The 20,938-nt window shown below is 72.3% G+C and carries 18 protein-coding genes; 9 read left to right on the top strand and 9 right to left on the bottom strand.

Going from position 1 to position 20,938, the window contains the following annotated elements:
- The first annotated feature begins 9 nt into the window (after positions 1 to 9).
- Positions 10 to 900, top strand: coding sequence for a class I SAM-dependent methyltransferase (locus Aau02nite_RS05275; protein ID WP_212987175.1), 891 nt, complete (start codon positions 10 to 12; stop codon positions 898 to 900).
- 9 nt (positions 901 to 909) lie between these two features.
- Here Aau02nite_RS05275 and Aau02nite_RS05270 read toward each other — a convergent pair whose 3' ends face one another.
- Positions 910 to 1,566: a hypothetical protein gene (locus tag Aau02nite_RS05270; RefSeq protein WP_212987174.1), complete on the bottom strand. Its 657-nt coding sequence runs from the start codon at positions 1,564 to 1,566 to the stop codon at positions 910 to 912.
- Positions 1,567 to 1,672: 106 nt separating this feature from the next.
- Between Aau02nite_RS05270 and Aau02nite_RS05265 the strand changes: the two genes are divergently transcribed.
- Both Aau02nite_RS05265 and Aau02nite_RS05260 read left to right on the top strand, forming a co-directional pair.
- On the top strand, positions 1,673 to 4,750 hold the full coding sequence (locus Aau02nite_RS05265) for a hybrid sensor histidine kinase/response regulator (RefSeq protein WP_246594919.1): 3,078 nt from the start codon (positions 1,673 to 1,675) through the stop codon (positions 4,748 to 4,750).
- Between the two features lie 135 nt (positions 4,751 to 4,885).
- Positions 4,886 to 6,601, top strand: a complete 1,716-nt coding sequence (locus Aau02nite_RS05260) for an aminotransferase class V-fold PLP-dependent enzyme (RefSeq protein ID WP_212987173.1) — start codon at positions 4,886 to 4,888, stop codon at positions 6,599 to 6,601.
- 114 nt (positions 6,602 to 6,715) lie between these two features.
- Here Aau02nite_RS05260 and Aau02nite_RS05255 read toward each other — a convergent pair whose 3' ends face one another.
- Genes Aau02nite_RS05255 through Aau02nite_RS05245 form a run of 3 tightly spaced genes read right to left on the bottom strand, consistent with a single transcriptional unit; the run spans position 6,716 to position 8,365 of the window.
- Positions 6,716 to 7,075 carry a nitroreductase/quinone reductase family protein gene (locus Aau02nite_RS05255; protein WP_212987172.1) on the bottom strand — a complete coding sequence of 120 codons (360 nt, stop codon included), beginning with the start codon at positions 7,073 to 7,075 and terminating at the stop codon, positions 6,716 to 6,718.
- Between the two features lie 33 nt (positions 7,076 to 7,108).
- Positions 7,109 to 7,819, bottom strand: coding sequence for a class I SAM-dependent methyltransferase (locus tag Aau02nite_RS05250; protein ID WP_212987171.1), 711 nt, complete (start codon positions 7,817 to 7,819; stop codon positions 7,109 to 7,111).
- 51 nt (positions 7,820 to 7,870) lie between these two features.
- On the bottom strand, positions 7,871 to 8,365 hold the full coding sequence (locus Aau02nite_RS05245) for a GNAT family N-acetyltransferase (protein ID WP_212987170.1): 495 nt from the start codon (positions 8,363 to 8,365) through the stop codon (positions 7,871 to 7,873).
- A gap of 150 nt (positions 8,366 to 8,515) precedes the next feature.
- Here Aau02nite_RS05245 and Aau02nite_RS05240 point away from each other — a divergent pair, with 150 nt between their 5' ends.
- Both Aau02nite_RS05240 and Aau02nite_RS05235 read left to right on the top strand, forming a co-directional pair.
- Complete coding sequence (locus Aau02nite_RS05240) at positions 8,516 to 9,736, top strand: sensor histidine kinase (RefSeq protein WP_212987169.1); 1,221 nt, start codon at positions 8,516 to 8,518, stop codon at positions 9,734 to 9,736.
- Between the two features lie 102 nt (positions 9,737 to 9,838).
- Positions 9,839 to 11,599 carry an SMI1/KNR4 family protein gene (locus Aau02nite_RS05235; protein ID WP_246594921.1) on the top strand — a complete coding sequence of 587 codons (1,761 nt, stop codon included), beginning with the start codon at positions 9,839 to 9,841 and terminating at the stop codon, positions 11,597 to 11,599.
- On the opposite strand, the gene Aau02nite_RS05230 is transcribed toward Aau02nite_RS05235, so the two are convergent.
- Together Aau02nite_RS05230 and Aau02nite_RS05225 are read right to left on the bottom strand one after the other, a co-directional pair.
- The gene (locus Aau02nite_RS05230; RefSeq protein WP_212987167.1) at positions 11,596 to 12,171 is read right to left on the bottom strand and encodes a DUF2087 domain-containing protein; all 576 of its coding nucleotides are present in this window, start codon (positions 12,169 to 12,171) and stop codon (positions 11,596 to 11,598) included. The genes Aau02nite_RS05235 and Aau02nite_RS05230 overlap by 4 nt on opposite strands.
- 13 nt (positions 12,172 to 12,184) lie before the next feature.
- On the bottom strand, positions 12,185 to 13,264 hold the full coding sequence (locus Aau02nite_RS05225; RefSeq protein ID WP_212987166.1) for a sigma-70 family RNA polymerase sigma factor: 1,080 nt from the start codon (positions 13,262 to 13,264) through the stop codon (positions 12,185 to 12,187).
- A gap of 155 nt (positions 13,265 to 13,419) precedes the next feature.
- Here Aau02nite_RS05225 and Aau02nite_RS05220 point away from each other — a divergent pair, with 155 nt between their 5' ends.
- From Aau02nite_RS05220 to Aau02nite_RS05210, 3 genes are all read left to right on the top strand, one after another.
- A complete protein-coding gene (locus tag Aau02nite_RS05220) occupies positions 13,420 to 13,842 on the top strand; it encodes a hypothetical protein (RefSeq protein ID WP_246594918.1) in 423 nt (140 codons plus the stop codon).
- Between the two features lie 83 nt (positions 13,843 to 13,925).
- The gene (locus tag Aau02nite_RS05215; protein WP_212987165.1) at positions 13,926 to 14,600 is read left to right on the top strand and encodes a DUF6766 family protein; all 675 of its coding nucleotides are present in this window, start codon (positions 13,926 to 13,928) and stop codon (positions 14,598 to 14,600) included.
- Between the two features lie 186 nt (positions 14,601 to 14,786).
- Entirely contained in the window at positions 14,787 to 15,506 is a 720-nt protein-coding gene (locus Aau02nite_RS05210) for a SigB/SigF/SigG family RNA polymerase sigma factor (RefSeq protein ID WP_246594920.1), read from the top strand.
- A gap of 45 nt (positions 15,507 to 15,551) precedes the next feature.
- Here the strand turns inward: Aau02nite_RS05210 and Aau02nite_RS05205 are convergent, their stop codons facing one another.
- The 3 genes from Aau02nite_RS05205 to Aau02nite_RS05195 form a co-directional block, all read right to left on the bottom strand.
- Entirely contained in the window at positions 15,552 to 15,764 is a 213-nt protein-coding gene (locus Aau02nite_RS05205; RefSeq protein WP_212987163.1) for a hypothetical protein, read from the bottom strand.
- Entirely contained in the window at positions 15,761 to 16,723 is a 963-nt protein-coding gene (locus tag Aau02nite_RS05200) for a CPBP family intramembrane glutamic endopeptidase (RefSeq protein WP_212987162.1), read from the bottom strand. Before Aau02nite_RS05200 ends, Aau02nite_RS05205 begins: the two co-directional genes overlap by 4 nt.
- A 126-nt stretch (positions 16,724 to 16,849) precedes the next feature.
- Positions 16,850 to 18,748 (bottom strand): pectate lyase-like domain-containing protein, encoded by a 1,899-nt coding sequence (locus Aau02nite_RS05195; RefSeq protein WP_212987161.1) that lies wholly within the window; start codon positions 18,746 to 18,748, stop codon positions 16,850 to 16,852.
- A 218-nt stretch (positions 18,749 to 18,966) separates the two neighbouring features.
- On the opposite strand from Aau02nite_RS05195, the gene Aau02nite_RS05190 reads away from it, so the two are divergent.
- Positions 18,967 to 20,925 carry an SGNH/GDSL hydrolase family protein gene (locus Aau02nite_RS05190; RefSeq protein ID WP_212987160.1) on the top strand — a complete coding sequence of 653 codons (1,959 nt, stop codon included), beginning with the start codon at positions 18,967 to 18,969 and terminating at the stop codon, positions 20,923 to 20,925.
- The last annotated feature ends 13 nt before the right edge of the window (positions 20,926 to 20,938 follow it).

Below are 20,938 nucleotides of genomic sequence, written 5' to 3'. Positions count from 1 at the left end.
CTTCCTGCCATGGTCTATCAGCACCCGCTGGCGTATCTGCTCGGCCTCGAGGGCGTCGCCCTGCTGCGCGCCTTCGGCGGGGAGTACGACCGGTCCTTCGCCGAGGCGCGCATCGCCGAGATCCGCCGGCTGCTGGACAGCGCCGAACTGCGCGGTGCGGGCGTCACCGCGTCCCGGGTGGACACCGTGGCCGGATACCGGGCCTGGTCGCGGACCTACGACGAGCCGGGCAACGGGCTGTTCCCCGCCGAGGAGGCCCTCGTGCACGAGATCCTCGACGCGCTCCCCGGGGGTGTCGCCCTGGACGCCGCCTGCGGCACCGGCCGGCACACCGGGCACCTGGTCGCCCGCGGCTACCGGGTCATCGGCGTGGACAGCTCGCCCGACATGCTGGAGCAGGCCCGCGCCCGGGTGCCGGCGGCGGACTTCCGGCTGGGGGACCTGCACAGCCTGCCACTACCGGACGACCACGCCGACGTGATCGTGTGCGCGCTGGCCCTGGTCCACCTCGCGGACCTGGGGCCGGCGTTCCGCGAGTTCGCCCGGGTGCTGCGCCCGGGCGGTCACCTGGTGATCACGGACGTGCACCAGGAGCTGGTCGCCCTGGGCTCGGTGCCGCGGGTGCGGTCGGCCGGCGGCGAACCGGGTCTCCTGCCGGCGTACCGGCACCGCGCCGCGGACTACCTCGCGGCCGCCCTGCCGCTGGGCCTGCGGGTGCGCCGGTGCGAGGAGCCGGGCCGCGGGACCGGCGAGGCGGCCGGGCCGGCACCGGACACTGTCGACCCCGGTCCGTGGGACGACTGGCCGTGGTCGCTGCTGGGTATCGTGCCGGCGGCATCGGCGGCCGCCTGGCGCGACACACCCGCGTTGATGGTCTGGCACTTCCAGCTGGCCGATTGACCCGAGGGCCTACTGCGCCTGCTCCTCCATCATGGCGGCGCGGACGGCGCCGGAGGAGATGCCGTACTCGCGGGCCAGGTCGGCCACCGGCCAGCCGGTCAGGCGGATCGCCTCGGCTCGCTCGCGGCGCAGCGTCGAGCGCGCCGAGCGGGCCAGTTCCGGGGCCAGCCGGCCGCGCTCCACCGGGTCGAGCCGGGTGAAGGCGACCAGAGCGAGCAGCAGCCGGGTCATCCCCGGCGCGTCCGCCAGGCCGTCCGCGCCCGCCGCCGGTGCGGTGCCCGCGCCCAGGCTGGCCCGGAGGAGCTGGTCACTGGCGGAGAGCAGCATCTGCGCGGCGTGGTGCAGCTGCAGGGCCTCCTCCGGTGGTAGCGCGCCGGCGTACGCCAGGTCCCAGACCGCCGTCTGCAGGAACGCGGTGATGTCCGGCGCGGTCTGTCGCTGCTGCTGCTCGGTGTCCGGGGTAGCCGACACGTTGACCTCGTCTCCTCGTCGGATTGCCGTTCGCAGGGTCTTTCGGCGGCGGGCGGCCCGCTGGATGCACCGCGACACCGTCGCCCCGGCGGAAGTGCCCTGCGTCACGCCGGCCGCGGGCCTGGCCTCGTCCGCCGTCGTGGTCTTCCAGCCGGGGCCCGGCACCGGGGCGGGCCGTCGTGCGCTGAGCCGCATCGCCGGCTCCGTCGCGACGATGCATCGGTGGCAAAGCGACCTCGTCTTCTCGCGGGATCATCAAGGATGAGGTGATGCGGCAGGTCGAAGCGGCGCAGGGGTTCTGATGGCGGTCCTGGCGGTCACGGCCGTGTTCGTGCTGATCTTCGTCGGGGCGGCGGTGGGCTACCTGCGCCGGCGGGATCCGCTGCTGCGTGACGTCATGCTGATCTTCGCCTCGGTGGCCATGCTGTTCGTGCTCGGCGTGCTCACGCTGATCATGGGCGAGCCGCCCCGGGTGGCGGTCGGCCTGATCACCGCGGCGCTGCTGGGACAGCCCCTCTGTACGTTGCGGCTGGTGAGCCGGATGCGGCCGGTGCCCTCGTGGGTCCTGTGGGGCGCTTGCGCGGCGTGGGCCGCCTCCGCCGTCGCGGTTCTGGTGGCGCCGCCACCACTGCCCGAGTGGGTGGTATGGCCCACCGTGGTCCTCTTCTTCGTGGTCGAGGCGACAGCCGCGGCGCTGCTCGCGGCAGATGCGCGGCACCGGGGTGGCGCGGCCCGGATCCGGCTGTGGTGCGCCGCGCTGGGCACCCTGCTGTTCGGGGTGGTCCTGTTGTTCGCCGGGGCGGAGGCCACCGCGTTCGCCCGTACCATCGCGGTGGTCTCGGCACTGATGTACCTGCTGGCCTTCATGCCGCCGCACTGGCTGCGGCGGATCTGGTCCTGGGGCGCGGCGTACGGTCTGCTGCGCAGCCTGCTGGCCGCCCCGCCGGCCGAGCCCGCGCACCGGATCTGGCAGCGCTACTGCCACAGCGCCCGGCACATGCTGGGCGCCGACGCCCTGGTGATCCTGTTGCCGGGACCGGCCGACACGGTGCAGCTGATCAGCGATCCGGAGCTCGGCCTGGACCCGCGGCACTACCGGACGGCGGACGTGGCCGGCCTGCCCACCGGCGCGGTGACCATCGACGCCCTGGCCGGCTGGACCGATCCGCCGCCCGCCGCCGCCGAGCTGGCCCGGATCAGCGGGACCCGCTTCGTCAACGCCGCGCCCCTGCCGGGCTCCGGCGGCACGCTGGTGCTGTTGCACCGCTACCGGACGTTGTTCGCCGACGATGACGTCGAGCTCTTCGCGGAGCTGGCGGGCCAGGCCGCGGCCCTGGCCGAACGGGCAGCGGTCCTCGACGACCGCCACCGGCTCGCGGTCATCGTCGAGTCGTCCGCCGACGCCATTACGAGCAAGGACCTCGACGGCACCATCACCAGCTGGAACGCCGGTGCCGAGCGGCTCTACGGCTACAGCGTCGCCGAGGTGGTCGGCCGCGACGCCGCTCTGCTGTTCCCGCCGGGCGAGCAGCATCAGGAGGCCGAACTGTTGGCCCGGGTCGTCCGCGGCGAGCGCATCGACCAGGTGGAGCTGCAGAACCTGACCAGGGACGGCGTGCCCGTGACGGTATCGCTGACCTCGTCGCTGATCACCGACGCGAGCGGGCAGCCGACCGGCGTGGCCTGCATCGCGCGCGACACCAGCGAGCGCCGGCGGGCCGAGGCGATGTTCCGCGGGCTGCTCGAAGCCGCTCCGGACGCGATCGTCGGGGTCACCGCCGACGGACGGATCGCACTGCTCAACGCGCAGACCGAGCGGCTGTTCGGCTACCGGCGCGACGAGCTGCTCGGCCGGCCCGTGGAGATCCTGGTCCCCGAGCGGATCCGCCAGGAGCATCCCGGCCACCGCCTCGGCTACTTCAGCGACCCGCAACTCCGGCCGATGGGCGGCGGGACGCCACTGGCCGCGGTACGCAAGGACGGCACCGAGTTCCCGGCGGAGATCAGCCTGTCGGCCCTGGAGACCGACCAGGGGGTCATCGTCTCGGCGGCGGTCCGCGACGTCACCGAGCGGCTGCAGGCGCAGGCCGAGCGGGAGCGGCTGGCGGCCCAGGCCGACCGGGACGCCACCGAGCGCCGGTTGCAGCACACCCGCCGGCTGGAGAGCCTCGGCCAGCTGGCCGGCGGCGTGGCCCACGACTTCAACAACATCCTGGCGGTGATCGCCAGCTACACCGAACTGCTCACCGAGACCCTGCGAACGCCGGTGCCCGACCCGGACGAGCTGAGCGCCGCCCGGGCCGACCTGGGGCAGATCAGCCGGGCCACCGAACGCGCGACCCGGCTGACCAAGCAGCTGCTCGCGTTCGGCCGGCGGGAGATCACCCAGACCCAGGTGCTCAGCCTCAACCACGTGGTCGGCGACGTGGAGCAGATGCTGCGCCGTACCCTGGGCGAGCACATCCACCTGATCACCCACCTCGACCGGGACCTGTGGCCGGTGTGCGTCGACCCCGGCCAGTTCGAGCAGATCCTGCTCAACCTCGCGGTGAACGCCCGCGACGCGATGCCGGGCGGGGGCACGCTGTCCATCGACACCGGCAACACCGAGCTGGACGAGGAGGACGTCGCCGACTGCACCGACCTGGCCCCGGGCCGGTACGTGCGGTTCCGGGTCAGTGACACCGGCAGCGGGATGCCCGCCGAGGTGGCCGAGCGCGCCTTCGAGCCGTTCTTCACCACCAAGCCGCAGGGTGCCGGCACCGGGCTGGGCCTGGCCACGGTGTACGGCATCGCCACGGCGGCCGGCGGCCACGTGCGGCTCTACTCCGAGCACGGCATCGGCACGACCGTCACCATCGTGCTGCCGGCCTCCGACGACGCGGTCACCGTCACCGAGGAGACACCGCAGCCCGGCCCGCCCGCCGTGCCCGCCGTCCCCGAGGCGACGATCCTGCTGGTCGAGGACGAGGAGGCGCTGCGCGTCGCGACGAGCCGCATCCTGACCCGGGCCGGTTACCAGGTGCTGGTCGCCGACGGCGGCGCCGCCGCACTGCGCCTCGCCCAGCAGCACCCGGGACAGATCCACCTGCTGCTCACCGACGTGATCATGCCGGCCATGATGGGCAACGAGGTGGCCGCCCGGGTGCAGGCGATCCGGCCCGAGGTGCCGGTGCTCTACATGTCCGGCTACGCCCAGCCCGTCCTCACCGAGAACGGCACCCTGCCGCCGGGTGTGCTCATCATCGAGAAACCGTTCACCCGGCGCGATCTGCTCGACCGGGTGCACGCCCGGCTCAGCCAGGCGGCCACGAGCGAGGACGGGGCGTTCGCGGGAGTGACGGGCCGGTACCGCGCCCCGGACGGCATCGAGGGGTAAATCGGGCACATCCTCCCGACCGCGGGCACCCGGACAGGGCCGTCGCGCCGTCCGGACCTCGACCACGGTGGCGCCCGTGCAGTAGAACGGGGTTGATCGGGGCCGCCGCCGACGCCGGCCCGCCGGGAGGCCGCCGTGGAGTTGTCACTACTGGACCGCATCCGCACCGGGCTGATCGGCGCGGGTGAGGTGCTCGACGGGCCGTACGGCCCCCGGCGGCTCACCTACGCCGACTACACCGCGTCCGGTCAGGCGCTGGATTTCGTCGAGGACTTCATCCGCGGGCAGGTGCTGACCCGCTACGCCAACACCCACACCGAGGCCTCCGCGACCGGGCTGCAGACCGGAGCCCTGCGCGAGGAGGCCCGGCAGATCATCCACCGCAGCGTGGGCGCCGGGCCGGAGCACGCGGTGCTCTTCTGCGGTTCGGGCGCCACGGCGGCGGTCAACAAGCTGGTGGCGATCCTCGGCCTGCGGTTGCCGGAGGGCCTGGCCGACCGGTACGCCCTGACGGCGGCGATCCCGGGCCACGAGCGGCCGGTGGTGTTCGTGGGACCGTACGAGCACCACTCGAACGAACTGCCGTGGCGCGAGACGATCGCCGACGTGGTCACGATCGACGCCACCCCCGACGGCCACATCGACCTCGACGACCTGCGCCGGCAGCTGGTCGCGTACGCGGACCGCCCGGTGCGCATCGGCAGCTTCTCGGCCGCCTCGAACGTCACCGGCCTGCTGACCGACACCACCGCGGTCACCCGGCTGCTGCACGAGCACGACGCGCTGTCGGTGTGGGACTACGCGGCGGCCGGGCCGTACGTGCCCATCCGGATGCGCGAGTCCGCACCGGGCCGGGGCGACCACCTGGACGCGGTGTTCCTCTCGCCGCACAAGTTCGTCGGCGGCCCGCAGACCCCGGGAGTCCTGGTGCTGCGCCACGACCTGCTGACCAACCGCGTGCCGACCGTGCCGGGCGGCGGGACGGTGGCGTTCGTCAACCCGGTGACCCACCGCTACCTGGACGACCCGGTCGCCCGCGAGGAGGGCGGCACCCCGGCGATCGTGGAATCCGTCCGCGCGGGCCTGGTCTTCGCGGTCAAGGACGCGGTCGGCACCGACACCATCGGCGCCCGCGAACACGCCCTGTGGCGGCGGACCCTGGACCGCTGGGCCGGGGAGAGCCGCATCGAGGTGCTCGGCGACCTGCGGGCCGAACGGCTGTCGATCGTGTCGTTCCGGATCCGCGCCGGCCGGCGGCACCTGCACTACAACTTCGTGGTGGCGCTGCTCAACGACCTGTTCGGCATCCAGGCCCGCGGTGGCTGCTCCTGTGCGGGACCGTACGGGCACCGCCTGCTCGGCATCGACGAGGCGCACTCCCGCGAGTTCTACGCCGAGATCGTCGACGGGTGGGAGGGCATCAGGCCGGGCTGGGCCCGGATCAACCTCAACTACTTCATCTCCGACGAGGCGGCCGGCTACCTGGCCGAGGCGGTGGCGCTGATCGCCCGGTACGGCGGCCGGCTGCTCGGCGATTACCGCTTCGACCCGCGTACGGGCCGTTGGCGCCATCGGGGCGCGGCAGGGCAGCCGGTCCGCCTGTCGGACCTGCGGCTCAGCCCGGACGGAAGCGTCACGATGCCCGGGGCGCGGCCGACGCTGGGCGAGGAGGTGCTCGCGGGCTACCTCGACGAGGCCCGCCGGATCATGCGGGAGCGGCCGGAACCGATCGACGGGGTGGACCTGGACCTACCACCGGCGTTCGAGAAGCTGCGCTGGTTCCTGCTGCCCTCGGAGTGCCTGGACGATCAGGCGTGGCCGTTGCACCACGCGAACCACTCGACGACCTGATCCGGCACCTCGCCGAGCCGGCGCCGCACCGCTTCTCCGGCCAGGCCCGGCAGCAGGCGCGCCGCCACCTCCGGACGCCGCGCGGCGACGGCCCGGCCGAAAGCCTCCAGAGAGTCAGCTGTCGAGAGTGATCTCCACCAGTGGGCTGCCGGCGAGCCAGCTCTCCAGGCTCCCGGCCCAGTCCAGGGTCGGCACGATCTCGCCGAACACCCTGGCCCTCTCGTCGGGGTCGGTCACGGCGCGCCCGCGTACCCGGAGGTCCAGGCCGTGCAGATGCAGCGTGAACTCGGGATGGGCGAGCATGTTGGCGTACCAGTCGCGCGATCCCGGGCTGCCGGTCAGCCAGAAGCGGCCGTCCGCGCGGTACCGCCACGTCTCGATGCGGCGCGGTCGTCCACTGCGCCGCCCGATCGTCGTGATCTCCACGGTCTGCTGCCGCTCGAGCGCCTGCCGGGCCTCGTCCGTCACCGTCATGAGCTCATCCTGCAACCTCAAGTCCGATTGAGGTCAACGCTTGCGAGCGAGCGTGAGCCAGCACCGCGGATCGCCGTCCCGGTACTTGCCCATACTGGTCAAGGGAATCGACTCGACGGCGAAACCGGCTGCGGTCAGGTCGTGCTCGATGGCGGGCAGCGAGGTGGTGCGGTAGTACATGACGAACGGCGGTCGCAGCACGGCATTGCGGACCCGCATGACCAGGTCGAACCCGGTCAGCGTCCAGTGCGCGACCGACGTCGGCGGCGGCAGCACACCCATCGGAACAGCGAAGACCCCGCCGGGACGCAGCGCCCGGAACACGCCCTCGAAGAGCGCCGGCCGTTCCGCGGGCAGGAAGTGCCCGAGCGCCCCGAAGGTCGCCGCGAGGTCGAACTCACCGGTGAAGGGCAGGGCCCGGACATCGGCCCGTACGAACGTGGCTTCGGGATAGGCGGCCCGCGCCTGGCCCAGCATCCCGGCGCTGAAGTCGACGCCGGTGATCCCGTCTCGGCACAACCGCTGAAGGGTCATCAGGCCGGCGCCCGTACCGCAGCAGACGTCCAGCCCCCGGCCGAACGGCCCTTCGCTCTCCAGCGCCTGGACGGTCGCCTCGAGAAGGCTGTCCGGCGTCCGGAACGGCGTGTGGTCGAACTTCGGAGCCAGGAGGTCGTAGCCCCGCTCGACGGAGGAGAGCGCCTGAACGCAAAGCTCGCGCAGGGAGGGTCCTTGAGGCGAGAACACCGGCCGAGGGTACCCGCCGCCCGCCGGCCGAAGCACCCGATCCGGTGTTGATCAGGTAGCCGCGGCTGCCTGGCGGTGCCGGTAGCGGACCTCGACGAGCGGGGCGCCCCGGGAGTCGTTCGTTCTTGATGCTCCGTCGATCTGCCAGCCGCCGGCCTCGTAGAAGCGTCGAGCGCGGTCGTTGGCCTCCAGCACCCACAGGACCACTTCGCGGTAGCCGCCCGCCTCGAGCCTGTCCAGGCCGGCGTTCATCAGCAACCGGCCGGCTCCCCGGCCCCAGTGCTCCGGCAGGATGTAGATCGCCCGGACCTGGCCGACCAGGGCGGGATCGGTGTCCGTGTCCTCGCCCGGCCCGACGTTGATGAATCCGACGACGCCGTCGTCGGGATGGTCCGCCACGAGGGTTCCCGCGGGCGCCTGATCGGACTGGAGCAACTGCAGCCATCCGTGCCGGCGCCGGGACGGGTCGAGCTGATCGAGATGCTGCTGGGGGACTTTCCCGCGGTACGCCTCCTGCCAGCTCCGGGTCTGCACGACAGCGAGCACGAGGGCATCATCGACAGTTGCCGATCTGACGATCACCCCCGGCATTCTGCCATCTGTGGCGATCCCCAAGGTCTCAGTGGGGTTATCCCTACCGGCCTACCGACGGTCTGCCGGATGGATTCCGCGCCCCGGCCGGCGAAGCATGTCCTCATGGTGACGATGCGGACAGCGGCCGTGCCCCCGCTCCTCAGCGGGCTGTGGAACGTCGTGATCGGCCGGGACCGGGCTCCGGCCGCGCCCGGACGGCTGCTCGCGGCCGTTTTCGCCCTCACAGGTCTCGGCGCGGCACTGTTCGTCTACTACGACCTCGCCGACGTCGACCTCATCGGACCTGTAGCCGCGATACGGTTGGCCCTCGCTGCCGCGGTAGTGGCCCCCGTGGCGCTGCTTCCGCGCCGTCCGCTACTGGCCTGGCGGCTGGCCATCATCGCGACCCTGCTCGACCTGCCGCTCGACATCGCCCCCGCAGGTCTGTCGTGGCCGTGGCATCCGGCGCAGACCCTGGTCCTGCCGGCGCTGGTGCTCTTCGTCGCCGTCCGCCATCCCATCACGACGGTGTCCTGGGCCGCCCTGATGACAGCGGCCGCGATGGTCGTGCACCTGCCCACGTCGCAGGCACCGGTCGTAATCGCCTTCGTCGTCCTCTCCGCAGTGGTCGGCGACCAGATCCGCCGCCGGGTCGAAGCGCAGCGCGACCTCACCGCCGAACGCAAGCTGACCGAAGTGGAACTGGCCAGGCGCGTGGTCCTGGAGGAACGGGCCCGGATCGCCCGCGAGATGCACGATGTGGTGGCGCACCACATGTCGCTCATCGCGCTGCGAGCGGAGACGGCGCCCTACCGGCTCATCGACCAGCCCGGGGCGCGGGATGCGGAGTTCGTCGAGATCGCGAGCGCGTCCCGGGCCGCGCTCAACGACATGCGCCGCCTGCTCGGTGTCCTGCGCAGCGATCCCGGCACGGCAGCGACCGCACCGTCGCCCGGCCTGGCCGGTATCCCGGCCATGATCGAAGCCGCCGGCGCGGCCGGGCTCGACGTCTCGCTGGAGCCCACCGGCACCATGACGGCGACGCCGGTCGTCGAGGAATGCGCGTACCGCATCGTCCAGGAGGGAATCTCCAACGCCACCCGGCACGCACCCGGCGCGGCCATCCGCGTCACCGTGGCTGCAGCCGACCGGACGCTGCAGGTCCGCGTGCACAACACCGACCCCGACCCGGCCGCGGCCGTCAGCAGCGGCAGCGCCGCCGGCGGCGGCCACGGCATCGCCGGCATGAGGGAGCGCGTCGGCGCGCTCGGCGGTGACCTCACGACAGGACCATCGCAGGACCGGGGGTACGAGGTACGCGCAGTCCTGCCCCTCCATGCCTGAGAAGTCGGACGCTGATCAGGCGTACGGGCTGAGAAATGTCACCCTCCGTCGCTACGATGTCGGCGTCCCGCGTCCCGCCGACACTCGGAGTCGACCTTGCCCGTGCCGTGGCCGGACGGTGGCCCCTGGGCGCTCGCCACCACGTCGGCAGACGTCGACTGGCGGCCCGCCGCGGCGGCGCTGGCCGCGGCGTCCACGGTCCGCGTGGCCGCGCTGGTGTTCGGAGCGCCCGAGCCGCCCGGGGAGCTGCTGCTGGGCGAGCTGGCCACCTACCTGCAGGCCGGAGACAGCGCGGCTGACCCGCTGAGCGTGGACGAGGCCGCGGCGCTGGTACGCACGCTGGCCCGCACGCACGGGCTCGTCCTCGTGGTGGGCGTGCCCGGTCTCATGGTGCCGACCGGGCGGGCCGGCTGGACCTTGATGGACCTGGCCGTGGCGGTGTCCGCGCCGGTCGTGGTGGTCACCGGAACAGGGGCGGATGCGGCGAACCACACGACGTTGGCGCTCGGCGCGGTGGCCGGCCACGGCCTCACCGCCGCGGTCATCACCGTGGGCGGCCCAAGCGCGGGTCCGGGAGGCACGACCACCGACGGCTCACCGAGCACCGGCTCGGCGGCTGCCGACGCCGGGCAAGGTGGCGGCGCTGGACGTGCGGATGTCGCTGGCCAGAGCGGCGGGATCGCGGAGAGCGCCGCCGAGCAACAGGACATCGGCGACCGGCACGCCACCGCCGGACAGGCCGAGGGCGCCCGGGAAGACGACCACGTTGCCCGGGCGGACGGAGATGCGCGGGCGGACGGAGATGCGCGGCCGGGTGATGCCGCGCCGGCGAGTACCGATGACGCGCGCCCCGTACCGGATCACGAGGCCGGGATCCCGGTAGCACCAGCCAGCCGGATCCCCGCCGACCCGGGGGAGCACCCCGAAGATTTCGCCGCGGCCGCCAAGGGCTGGTTGCACCCCCTGCTGCACGCCTCGGCCGGCCGGCCGAAGGCCGAGACCCCGCCGCCACCACCGCAACCCCTCCCACCCCCGGCCACAGCCAGCGGCAAACGAGTCGTCCTCCTCCTGGCCGGTGTCTTCGTCTCCATGTCGCTCGTGGTCTGCGGCCTCGCCTTCTGTGAGCCGACCCTGCACACGGAGGCGAAGCTGGAGCGGATCACCGTCGAGTCCGCGCCGCGGGCGAAGGAGCCGGAAAGCTTCGTCAGGCCCGCGCCCGCGGCACCGAAGCGGCCGGTCGGCGACGTCTGCCCGCAGAACAGCGGCCGGATCAAGCCCACCGCGCCGGACCGGGCCACCACCAGGCGGGTCAACGCGGCCTGGAAGCGCATCGAGGTGTGGCTCGCCGCTCGGGCTCCCGCGACCCGCCGTTCGCTGCAACCGCCCGCCGCCGCCAAGCGGATCGATGCCGCTCAGCGCCGGATGTCCGTCGCTTTTCCCGCCGATCTGGTCGCTTCCCTGCGCCGGCACGACGGCGTCTCGCACCGCCGGGGCGACCCGTTCACCCTGCCGTTCTTCTACGCCCCGATGCCCGTCGGTGAGATCCCCGGCGAATGGCTGATGCTCTGCGGCGTGCTGGTCGACGTCTTCGGTGAGCAGGACGACAGCTGGTGGGACAAGGCGTTCGTGCCGTTCGCGTCCTCCGGCGACGGTGGCAACCTGCTGGTGGATCAGCGGCCGGGCAGCCACAGCCGGGTGGGGGAGTTCTACAACGAGGACGGGGTCTCTTTCGAGGAGTGGCCGGCCTCGGTCGTGGAGCTGCTGGAACAGACGGCCGACTCGCTGGAGTCGGGCCGCCCGTTCGGCAACAGGTACCGCCCCACGGTGACGAAGCAGGGCACGCTCGACTGGGACATCATCTAGCCCGCGGAGCGCGCCGGCTCCGGCAGTGGCCGTCCCGGCCCGTACGTGGTGCCGGCCCGGTCGCGCTCCAGCCATCCCGTGTCGACCAGCATCCGGCGTGTCCCGGCCACCTCGTCGGTAACTTCCGACAGCCGGCGGTTGATCTCGTCCTCGGCGTACAGCCCGTCCAGGGCCAGGTGGCGGGCGAGCAGTTCGCCCATCAGCGCGTACCGGTCGCTGAGGGTCGGCGGCAGGCCGGTCAGCCTGCCGTGCGAGAAGTTCGCCCGCAGTTGCGGGTAGTCCCGCAGGAGTGCGGTGATCGGCTGGAGCCGGTCCACCGCGTCGGCCGCGTCCCGCAGTCCCTCCAGTTTGGCCCGGTAGAAGCCGTTGCCGGAGCCGATCGCCACGCCCAGGCCGACCAGCCGGGCGCAGGCGTCTCCGACCTCGGGCAGCGGCCGGTCGAGGGCGTACGACAGCTCGCCGAGGGAGGCGCCCTCCTTGCCGCGACGGGCGAGCTCGGCCAGGGCGAGCAGCCGGATCGGCACGGACAGCTGGGCGAGGACTTCGGCGGCGCGGGCGGCTTCGACGGACATCCCGCCAACGTAGTCACCGGAGGCCGCGGGACGCACCCGCATTTCCCGTACGGGTCAGGCCCAGCACGGTCAGCACCGTGGCCACGTGCGGTTGCAGACCGGTCCAGGTGACGTCGACGCCGGACAGTGAGCCGGCCACGAACGCGTCGCGCAGCACGGCGGCTCCGGCCGCGTCCACCAGCGGGACCCCGGTCAGGTCGACGACCAGTGGGCCGGCTGCGGCCAGGGAGACCGCGGCGCGGAGCCGGTGCCGCAGCCGGTCGGCCGTGTCCCGGTCGATCTCCCCGCGTACCCGGACGATCAGCGCCGTGTCGCCCTGCCGGATGTCGATCCGCAGGCTGTCCGGTCCGTGGGTGCCGTCCTGGCCCGGCCAGGACGGCCGGCTGTCGCTCAGCATGGCCGTCCGCAGCCAGGTCAGGGTCTGCTGCAGCAGCCGGGAGACGTGCATCTGCGAGATGCCGAGCTGCTCGGCGATCCGGGCCTGGCTCTGGGAGCCGTAGAAGCGCCAGGCGATGATCTGCTGGATCCGGGGTGGCAGCATCCGGACCAGTTCGGTCACCGCGAGCCGGTCCGGCAGCAGGTCCATCGCGTCGTCGCGGCCGCCGAGAAGGTCGGTCGGTGGCGCGGCGGTACGTCCGGCCGCGTACGTCCTGGCCTGCCGGACCTCGTCCTCGGCCGCGTGCACGTGGTCGGCGATCTCCGCCGTGGTCGGCGCGCGGGCCGGGGCGCCGGTGAGGTCGGCGGTGGCGTGCCCGATCTTCGAGATCAGATCCTGCATCCGCCGGTCGGGGCGGTACCGAGCGAACTCGCCGCCGATGGTGCTCACGGCGAAGGCGGTGAACGAGCCGCGCGCCGGGTCGAAGCGGTCGACGGCCTCGATCAGCCCGAGCCGGGCGACCTGTTCGAGGTCGTCGAGCGGCTCCGGGCGATCGCGGTAGCGCCGGGCCAGGCGGTCGGCCAGCGGCAGGCCGCGGACGATCAGCTCCTCGCGCAGCGCTCTTCGCAGCGCTGCGCCGGCCTCGGCCCGGTCCCGCACGTAGGCGTCCGCGGCCGCGTCAAGGTCCCACGGATCGTGCGGGTGAGAGCTCGGCATCCGGGACCTCCTGGCGTCGCACCGGATCACCTGAGGTTAGTCCTTTCACGGGCGTCGATCCAGGGAGGAGCAATCCGGAGAGTGACGGCCGCGAAACGGGAAAGATCACGATGACGCAGGGTTGAAATCCGCGGGAGTGGGGCAAACGTGCGCGTGTGCGCGGAAGGCGATCTTCGTCGACGGTTGTCTGGCCGGTCCTGCTGGCGCTGACCGGGCTGTTCCTGACGGGCTGCGGCTCGGTCGACGACCGCGGGCGCGCCGCCGGCGACGTGGCCGTGCGGCTGCTGACCGCGGTCGCTGACCGCGACGGCGAGTCCGCGTGCGCGCTGCTCGCGCCCGATACCGCCGCCGAGGTGGCGTCGAGCGGGGAGAGGCCGTGTGCGGAGGCCGTCCTGGACGAGGAGCTGCCCGAGCCCGGCCCGGTCACCGGCACCGCCGTGTACGGCCAGTGGGCCCAGGTCCGGCTCACCGGCGACACCGTCTTCCTCGCGGTCTTCCCCGGCGGTTGGCGGGTCGTCGCGGCCGGCTGCACGCCGCGCCCCGAGCGTCCCTACGACTGCGTGCTGAAGGGGAGCTGAGCGATGCGGTTTCTGTTCGTGCTGCTGCTCGTGGTGGTCGGCGCCGGGCTGGCGTACTTCGTCACGCTGGGGGTGCTGCACCGGTGAGGCGTTTCGTCCGGGAGAACTCCCTCGGCCTGGTCTTCGGCCTGTTGTTCCTGGTGGTGCTGGTCGGGCAGGCCTTCGCCGGGCAGGCCGACTTCAACCAGCGGCAGCTCACCGAGGGACTGCCGGAGGTGTCGCTGGGCCGTTACCTGACCTCGGCGAGCTTCGCCACCGACGTGGCGGAGAACTGGCAGTCGGAGTATCTGCAGTTCTTCCTCTACACCTTCTTCACCGTGTGGCTGCTGCAGAAGGGGTCACCCGAGTCCAAGTCCCTGGACGAGGCGGGCCGGGAGTCCGACCGCGAGCAGAAGGTGGGCGAGTACGCCACTGACGCCTCGCCCACGTGGGCCCGGGCCCGGGGCTGGCGGCTCAGGCTGCTGTCGAACTCGCTCGGCCTGGTGATGGGTCTGATCTTCCTGGGTTCCTGGCTGGCCCAGTCGATCGCCGGGGTGGCCGCCTTCAACGAGGAGCAGCTCGGTGACCTCCAGGATCCGGTCTCCTGGGCCCGGTACGTGCGGGAGCCGGAGTTCTGGAACCGCACGCTGCAGAACTGGCAGTCGGAACTGCTGGCCGTCGCCTCGATCGCCATCCTGGCCATCTACCTGCGGCAGCGTGGCTCACCGCAGTCCAAGCCGGTCGGTGCCGCGCACACCGACACCGGGATCGAAGGCTGAGCCCCACCATCGGGTATTTCCGCGCCTGACCCGGTTTGGGAGGCTTGGCGGCCGGTAATGTCGTTTGCGGTACGGCAACTATTGCAGGGAGATCTGGTGATCACGAAGACCGCTCGGCGTGCGCCTGCGGACAACCCGCTGACCAGTGCGCGAACCACCGGGAACGCCGACGAACTGCTGCGCGCGATGGCGGCGATGCCGGCGGCCCACCCGTCCCGGCCCGCCCTGCGCGAGCGGGCCATCGAGGCCTGGCTGCCGCTGGCCCGCCACCTGGCCAACCGCTACGCCGGCCGCGGCGAGCCCGTCGACGACCTGCTGCAGACCGCGACGGTCGGCCTGATCAAAGCCGTCGACAAGTTCGACCCGGGGCTGGGCACGGACTTCGCCGGGTACGCGATCCCCACGGTCATCGGGGAGATCAAGCGGCACTTCCGCGACCGCACCTGGGCCATCCGGGTGCCCCGGCGCCTGCAGGAGCTGCGGCTGGCCATCACGGCGGCCAACAACACCCTCACCCACACCCTGGGCCGGTCCCCGACGGTGGCCGACATCGCCGAGCACCTGGAGATCACCGAGGAGGAGGTCCTGGAGGGCCTCGAGGGCGCGCGGGCGTACAACGCCACGTCGCTGTCGATCCCGGTGGGCACCGACGGGACCACCGAGCTGGGCGAGACCCTCGGCGGCGAGGACAACGAGTACGCGCTGACCGAGGCCCGGCTCGCGCTCGGCCCGGCGCTGGCCTCGCTCGACGAGCGTGAGCGCCGGATCCTGACGCTGCGTTTCTACGGCAACCTCACCCAGACCGAGATCGCCGAGCAGGTCGGCATCTCCCAGATGCACGTCTCCCGCCTGATCACCCGCGCGCTGGTCAAGCTGCGCGGCAAGCTCGGCGACGACACCATCTGACGTGGCGACGGGCGGCCCGGCCGGCGGGCCGGGCGCGCCTGCCGTTCATGATCGGCGGCGGTACGCCCGGCGCAGCAGCAGGTCCACCGCGGCGTAGCAGCCGAGTCCCAGCACGGTGACTCCGAGCTGCCCGTACCAGTGGGCCAACGGGGTACCGGCGATCAGATCGGTGCCGCGCGCTCCCTGCACCACCATGAGTATCGTGAACGGCACCAGCGCCGCGCCGATCCACCGGCGGCTGCCCTTCGACTCGCTCATGACTCACGACCGAGGCTGACGAGCGGGCGCTCCACGACCGGCGCCGGGACGGCGACCGGGTGAGCGTAGCTGGTGGCGACGCGCCGGCGGCGCGCCAGCAGGACGATCACTGCGGCGTACGCGAGCAGCACCGGCACGTCGATCACCGCGAGCTGCCACGGCATGTCCGCCGCGGTCTCCTCGACGTAGAGCGAGCCGTAGGCCGCGCTCAGCACGCCGCTGATCAGGTTGTTCATCACGTGCAGGGCGATCGCGGCCTCCAGCCCGCCGGTCCGTACGGTCAGCCACCCGGCCACGACACCGAACAGGATCAGGTCGGCGAACCCCCACGGGGTGCCCCAGCCGTGCAGCGCCGCGAACACCACCGCCTGCACCGCGATCGGCACCCACGGCCCGCGGCAGAGCGAGCCGACCGCCTGCAGCAGCCAGCCCCGGGTCAGGTACTCCTCGGCGGCCGCCTGCAACGGCACCACCGCCACCAGCACCAGGCTGCCCGCCAGGAACGGGCCCCAGCCGGCCAGGTCGTCGCCGAGCCCGACGTCCTCGCCGGTCGCCGCGGCCAGCGCGACACCCCCGCCGAGCAGCACCGCGACGGCGACGGCGGCGACGGGCAGACAGGTGAGCAGCCAGGGCAGACGCAGCCGCCCGGTCACCGACGACAGGGTGCCGGCCGGTCGCCGCTGCACCCACCGGGCGGCCGCGAAGATCGGCGGCAACAGCGCGGCGATCAGCAGGAAATCCAGGGCCAGGTCGGCGAGCGGGCCGAACGACGGCATGCCGTCGGCGTTCTCCGGCCGGCCGGCGAGGGCCGCGGCCACCGAGGCCAGCCCGACGCCCAGCAGGATCAGCACGATGGTGCCGGCGAGCACGAGGGCGGTGCCGGCGGCGGGACGCCACCAGCGGTGGGCGACGGTCCGTCCGAGACGGTGGTACGGGATCAGCGGCGCGATGGTCGGCATGGGAAGAAGTCTCGCGAAACCAGGGGTCCGGCGGATCTGGCCGCAGCCGGATTCCCGCCTCCACCGCTGGATATAGAGAGGGCCGGACCCGTGGTGCGGATCCGGCCCTCGAGGTGGTGCGAGTTGCTATGACGCGGGGTAGTCCGTCACGTAGATCGGCACGCCGATCTTGGTGGTGTCCGCCGCAGCGCCCTCACCGTTGACCACGTGGTCGATGATGCCGGCGCTGAGGTTGACGGTCATGATGTGGTGCAGCTTGACACCCGGGCGCTTCGGCACCTCGAAGCCGTTCTCGGTGCGGATCGCCGGGTTGTTCTGGTTGAAGACGTACACGCCGGCCCCGTACAGCTTGTGGTTGCGGACCTTGGCACCGACCTTGTAGCCGGCGTAGCCGAGCGTGCCGTCGCGCTGCGTCCAGTCCGCCTGCGTCGGCGGGTCGTACGGCAGCTCGTTCTGGTAGAGCACGGTCGTGCCGTTCTCGCCGTTCCAGATGGTGTTGTACTTCTGGAAGTGCTCGACGAACAGGCCGGTGGCCGTCACGTTGTCACCGTTGATGATGGCACCGTTGCGGCCGATGTTGGTCCGCCAGCGCTGGGTGTCACCGTTGACGCCCTCGGTGAAGCCCTCGACGCCGTGGTCACCGCGCCACACCCAGGTGTGGTCGATGAGCACGTTGTCGCTGTTGACCTCGAGCGCCACGTCGACCTTGCCGATGTGCGGGCCGCCGACGCGGAAGTACACGTCGGACAGCGTGGTTGGATTGCTCGCCGAGCTGAGGCCGAGGCCGTTCTTGTTGCCGACCTTGAGCAGGTGCTTCGACTCCTTGGTGCCGGCGTCGATGGTCACCCCGGCGACCACCACGCCGGGCACGTCCGCGACCGTCAGCGGGGTGGCGCCGTTGACCGCGGTCAGGGTGGCGTGGCCGATACCCAGCACCACCTGGTTGGGACGCCAGACCTTGATGCTCTGCGCGACGTTGTAGACGCCCGGGGTGAGCAGCAGGTTCTTGCCCAGGGCCAGGTTGGCGTTGATCAGCCAGACCGGGTCGGAGGGCTTGGCCACGAAGAAGTCCCGTAGCGCGATGGTCCGGCCGGGGGTGAGACCGGCGGACCAGGACGTCCCGCTGGTGTTGCGCTGGGCAGCGGGCACCCGGACGCTGTAGCGGCCGTCCGCGTCGGTGAACAGGTACGGCTTCTCCCGGCTCAGCGGCGTCTTGTCCAGCGTGGTGTACGGCGGGTCCGGGAACGCCGTCTCCGCCGGCGCACCCTGCACGCCGGAGAAGACCTGGTTCCACACGCCGTTGGACCAGCTGGTCACCTTGCTGTTGCGGGTGAGCCACTGCTGCTGCGAGCCGTTGACCACATCAGGGAAGTTCGAGTCGGCGATGAAGCCGCCACTGGCGTACTGCGGGCCCGCGGTGCAGTAGTCCATCAGCGAGAAGGTGCCGCCGTTGACGTTGAGCCGCCGCAGCGACACCGCCTGCGACACGGCCCAGAAGTTCGCCGTCGCGCGGCAACCGTCCTGGCCCTTGCCGTTGACGTTGATCGACAGGTTGGACAGCGTCCGCCAGAAGTTGACCAGCGCCAGGCAGTTGCTGGTGCCGCCGCCCTCGAGGCAGCGGTTGTACACCTCCACCTTGCCGTTGATCACCACGTCCGACGGCGAGGCACCCAGACCGGAGATCTCGGTGTAGTAGCCCACCTTGATCTGCAGCGGCTTGTCCGCGGTGCCGTACGTGCCGGGCTTGAAGAGGTAGGCGTACCGCTGGGTGCCCATCTCGTTGTCGACCTGCTGGGCGTAGGTGGCGTCCAGCGTGGCCTGGATCTGCTCGACCGGCGTCGCCGGGTCGAAAACGGTGACGTTGGTCCCCAGATTCGGCGCGGAGTTGCCCGGCCGTGCCGGTGCGGCCGAGGCGGCCGAACCGGTCAGCGTGCCGGTCGCCGTGACGGCGAGAACGAGGGCCAGGGCCCCGGCGAGATGCCGGCGCCCGGTGAGACGGCCACCGCCGGTGGGGCGTGTCGTCATGCGGATTGTTCCTTTCGTAACAGGGTTGCCATGAAGCTGATCACAGCAAGCGATAGACGGGGCCAACTGTCAAGAGAGCGCTCTCGGTGGCGAGGCCGCAATACCGGCGGCATCCGGACAACTCGCCTGAGTTCCGGAACCGGTGGCGTCCGAACGGGCCATCCCGGCGGACTTCGCGTACCGGTATCTCCGGGACGCCCTTGCGGCTCTGTTCGGCCATGACGGGAATCGACTTCGCGGCGGTGCGACGGACCTGTGTGTTCGCCGTCGCCCTGATCCTGCTGCTGTTCTTCGCGCGCTCGGGGACGTCGTCGCTGACCCTCCAGGTGTGGTTCACCCTGTTCGTGATCGCCGCCACGCTCTGGGTCCGCGGTCAGTACATGGACAGCCTCGACGACCGCCAGTGGCTGATCCCGCGGCGGGTCGGAGTGGTCCTGCTGGTGGTGGCGGTCGCCCTGGTCGCGTCGTACGAGATCCAGCCGCGCGCCGGCGCCGCCCTGGCCGGTGTCCTGCTGGCGTACTTCGTGGCCGGCTCGGCCGTCACCTGGCTGCGGCAGGGGCTGCGCTCCGACCGGATCCGGCGCACGCTGGCCCTCGCTTTGACCGGCGCCGGGGCGTCCTGCGCGCTGCTGGGCATTCTGCTGCTCGGCCGCGGTTCCGGCACGGCCGGCGTGATCCTGGAGTATGCGCTGCTCGGCGCGGCCCTGCTGGTGCTGCTGCCGGTCGGGGTGGCTCTGCTCTCCGAGATCGTCGTGCGCTGGATGTGCGGCCTGTCCGGCCCGCGTCCGCTGCGGCTGTGGCTCGGGCTCGCCGGCGCGGCGCTGTTCGTGCTCTCCACCGCCCTGCTCTATGCGCTCACCCGGTCGCCGTGGCTGCTCGGTGCCGTCATCGTGCTGGCCCTGCTGGCCATCGCCGTGGTGTCGAGCACGCAGGCCGACATCGCGTTCGTGATGAGCGTGATCGCGCTGCTGGGGGTCACGCCGCTGCCCGCCGACGTACCGCCCGACCTGGTCCCGGACCGCACCGCCCGGTCCCTGCTGGTGGCGTTCGGCGATTCCTACATGTCCGGCGAGGGCGCGTCCACGTACTACCAGGGCACGGACGAAGGCGGCGGCAACCAGTGCCGCCGGTCGCCCACCGCCTGGGCGGCGATGGCCGGCCAGCAGCGCCCGTTCGACCAGGTCGCGTTCCTCGCCTGCTCCGGGGCGCGCACCTGGAACGTCGAGTCCGCGGTGACCCCGCCGGCCCGTCCCGGAGTGCCGGCGCCGCACCCGCAGACCGGCGAGGAGCGCACCCAGCTCGACGCCTACCTGCACGACTACGGCGACAGCTTCACCCCGGCCATGGTGGTCGCCGGGGTCGGCGGCAACGACGCCGGCTTCTCGACGATCGGGCTGATGTGCCTGGCCCCCGGCACCTGCAGCAGCCAGGGCAAGCTGTGGACGGGCGCGCTCGAGCAGGTACGCCAGAACCTGCGCGACACCTACCAGCAGCTCGACGCCGTCTTCCCGGACAGCCCGGTGGTCACCGTCGGCTACCCCGACCCGATCGACCTCACCGGCCGCTGCGACGACCTGGCGCTGGCCCCGCGCGAGCGCCACTTCCTGCACGAGTTCGTGACCGGGGGCCTCAACCGGGTCATCGCCGAGACCTCCGCGGAGTTCGGCTTCCACTATCTGGCGGCGATGGAGTCCTCGCTGCGGGTCGCCAACCTGCAGCTGTGCGACGAGCAGAACCAGGGCCGCCCCGGCCTCAACTTCATCGGCGTACGGTCGGTGGGCGGGGTCGCCGAGCAGCGGTTCCACCCCAAGAACTTCTCGCACAGCAGCCTGCACCCCAACGAGCGCGGCCACGCGGCGATGCTGCGCACCTTCCAGACCTGGCTGCCCGGCCTGACGACCCTGCCCGCGCGAGCCCCGGTCACGAAGGCGACCGCGGACACCCGGGACGCGGGCCTGCGGACGGTCTCGACCGCCGGAGCCGAGCCGCAGTGCGACGTGTTGAGCGCCAGCACGGACGGCTGCCGGACCCAGGGCATGCAGTGGGCCAAGGGCCGGGTCCGCATGCTGCTGCTCACCCAGGGCTGGCTGGGCCTGCTGCCCCTGGCCGGCATCTGGCTCGCGGCCGTGGCCTTCTTCGGCGCCCAGCGCCACCGCCTCGCCGCCGGCCGCGAATGAGGACGTGAGCTGG

This window comes from Actinoplanes auranticolor (assembly GCF_018332655.1).
Taxonomy (GTDB): domain Bacteria; phylum Actinomycetota; class Actinomycetes; order Mycobacteriales; family Micromonosporaceae; genus Actinoplanes; species Actinoplanes auranticolor.
This window is presented reverse-complemented; position numbering and strand designations above follow the sequence as displayed.

Excerpts from the sequence above, each read along its gene's own strand:
- Aau02nite_RS05275 (WP_212987175.1), top strand. The coding sequence starts at position 10 with ATGGTCTATCAGCACCCGCTGGCGTATCTGCTCGGCCTCGAGGGCGTC.
- Aau02nite_RS05270 (WP_212987174.1), bottom strand. The coding sequence starts at position 1,566 with ATGCGGCTCAGCGCACGACGGCCCGCCCCGGTGCCGGGCCCCGGCTGG.
- Aau02nite_RS05265 (WP_246594919.1), top strand. The coding sequence starts at position 1,673 with ATGGCGGTCCTGGCGGTCACGGCCGTGTTCGTGCTGATCTTCGTCGGG.
- Aau02nite_RS05255 (WP_212987172.1), bottom strand. The coding sequence starts at position 7,075 with ATGACGGTGACGGACGAGGCCCGGCAGGCGCTCGAGCGGCAGCAGACC.
- Aau02nite_RS05240 (WP_212987169.1), top strand. The coding sequence starts at position 8,516 with ATGGTGACGATGCGGACAGCGGCCGTGCCCCCGCTCCTCAGCGGGCTG.
- Aau02nite_RS05230 (WP_212987167.1), bottom strand. The coding sequence starts at position 12,171 with ATGTCCGTCGAAGCCGCCCGCGCCGCCGAAGTCCTCGCCCAGCTGTCC.
- Aau02nite_RS05225 (WP_212987166.1), bottom strand. The coding sequence starts at position 13,264 with ATGCCGAGCTCTCACCCGCACGATCCGTGGGACCTTGACGCGGCCGCG.
- Aau02nite_RS05210 (WP_246594920.1), top strand. The coding sequence starts at position 14,787 with ATGGCGGCGATGCCGGCGGCCCACCCGTCCCGGCCCGCCCTGCGCGAG.
- Aau02nite_RS05205 (WP_212987163.1), bottom strand. The coding sequence starts at position 15,764 with ATGAGCGAGTCGAAGGGCAGCCGCCGGTGGATCGGCGCGGCGCTGGTG.
- Aau02nite_RS05200 (WP_212987162.1), bottom strand. The coding sequence starts at position 16,723 with ATGCCGACCATCGCGCCGCTGATCCCGTACCACCGTCTCGGACGGACC.
- Aau02nite_RS05195 (WP_212987161.1), bottom strand. The coding sequence starts at position 18,748 with ATGACGACACGCCCCACCGGCGGTGGCCGTCTCACCGGGCGCCGGCAT.
- Aau02nite_RS05190 (WP_212987160.1), top strand. The coding sequence starts at position 18,967 with ATGACGGGAATCGACTTCGCGGCGGTGCGACGGACCTGTGTGTTCGCC.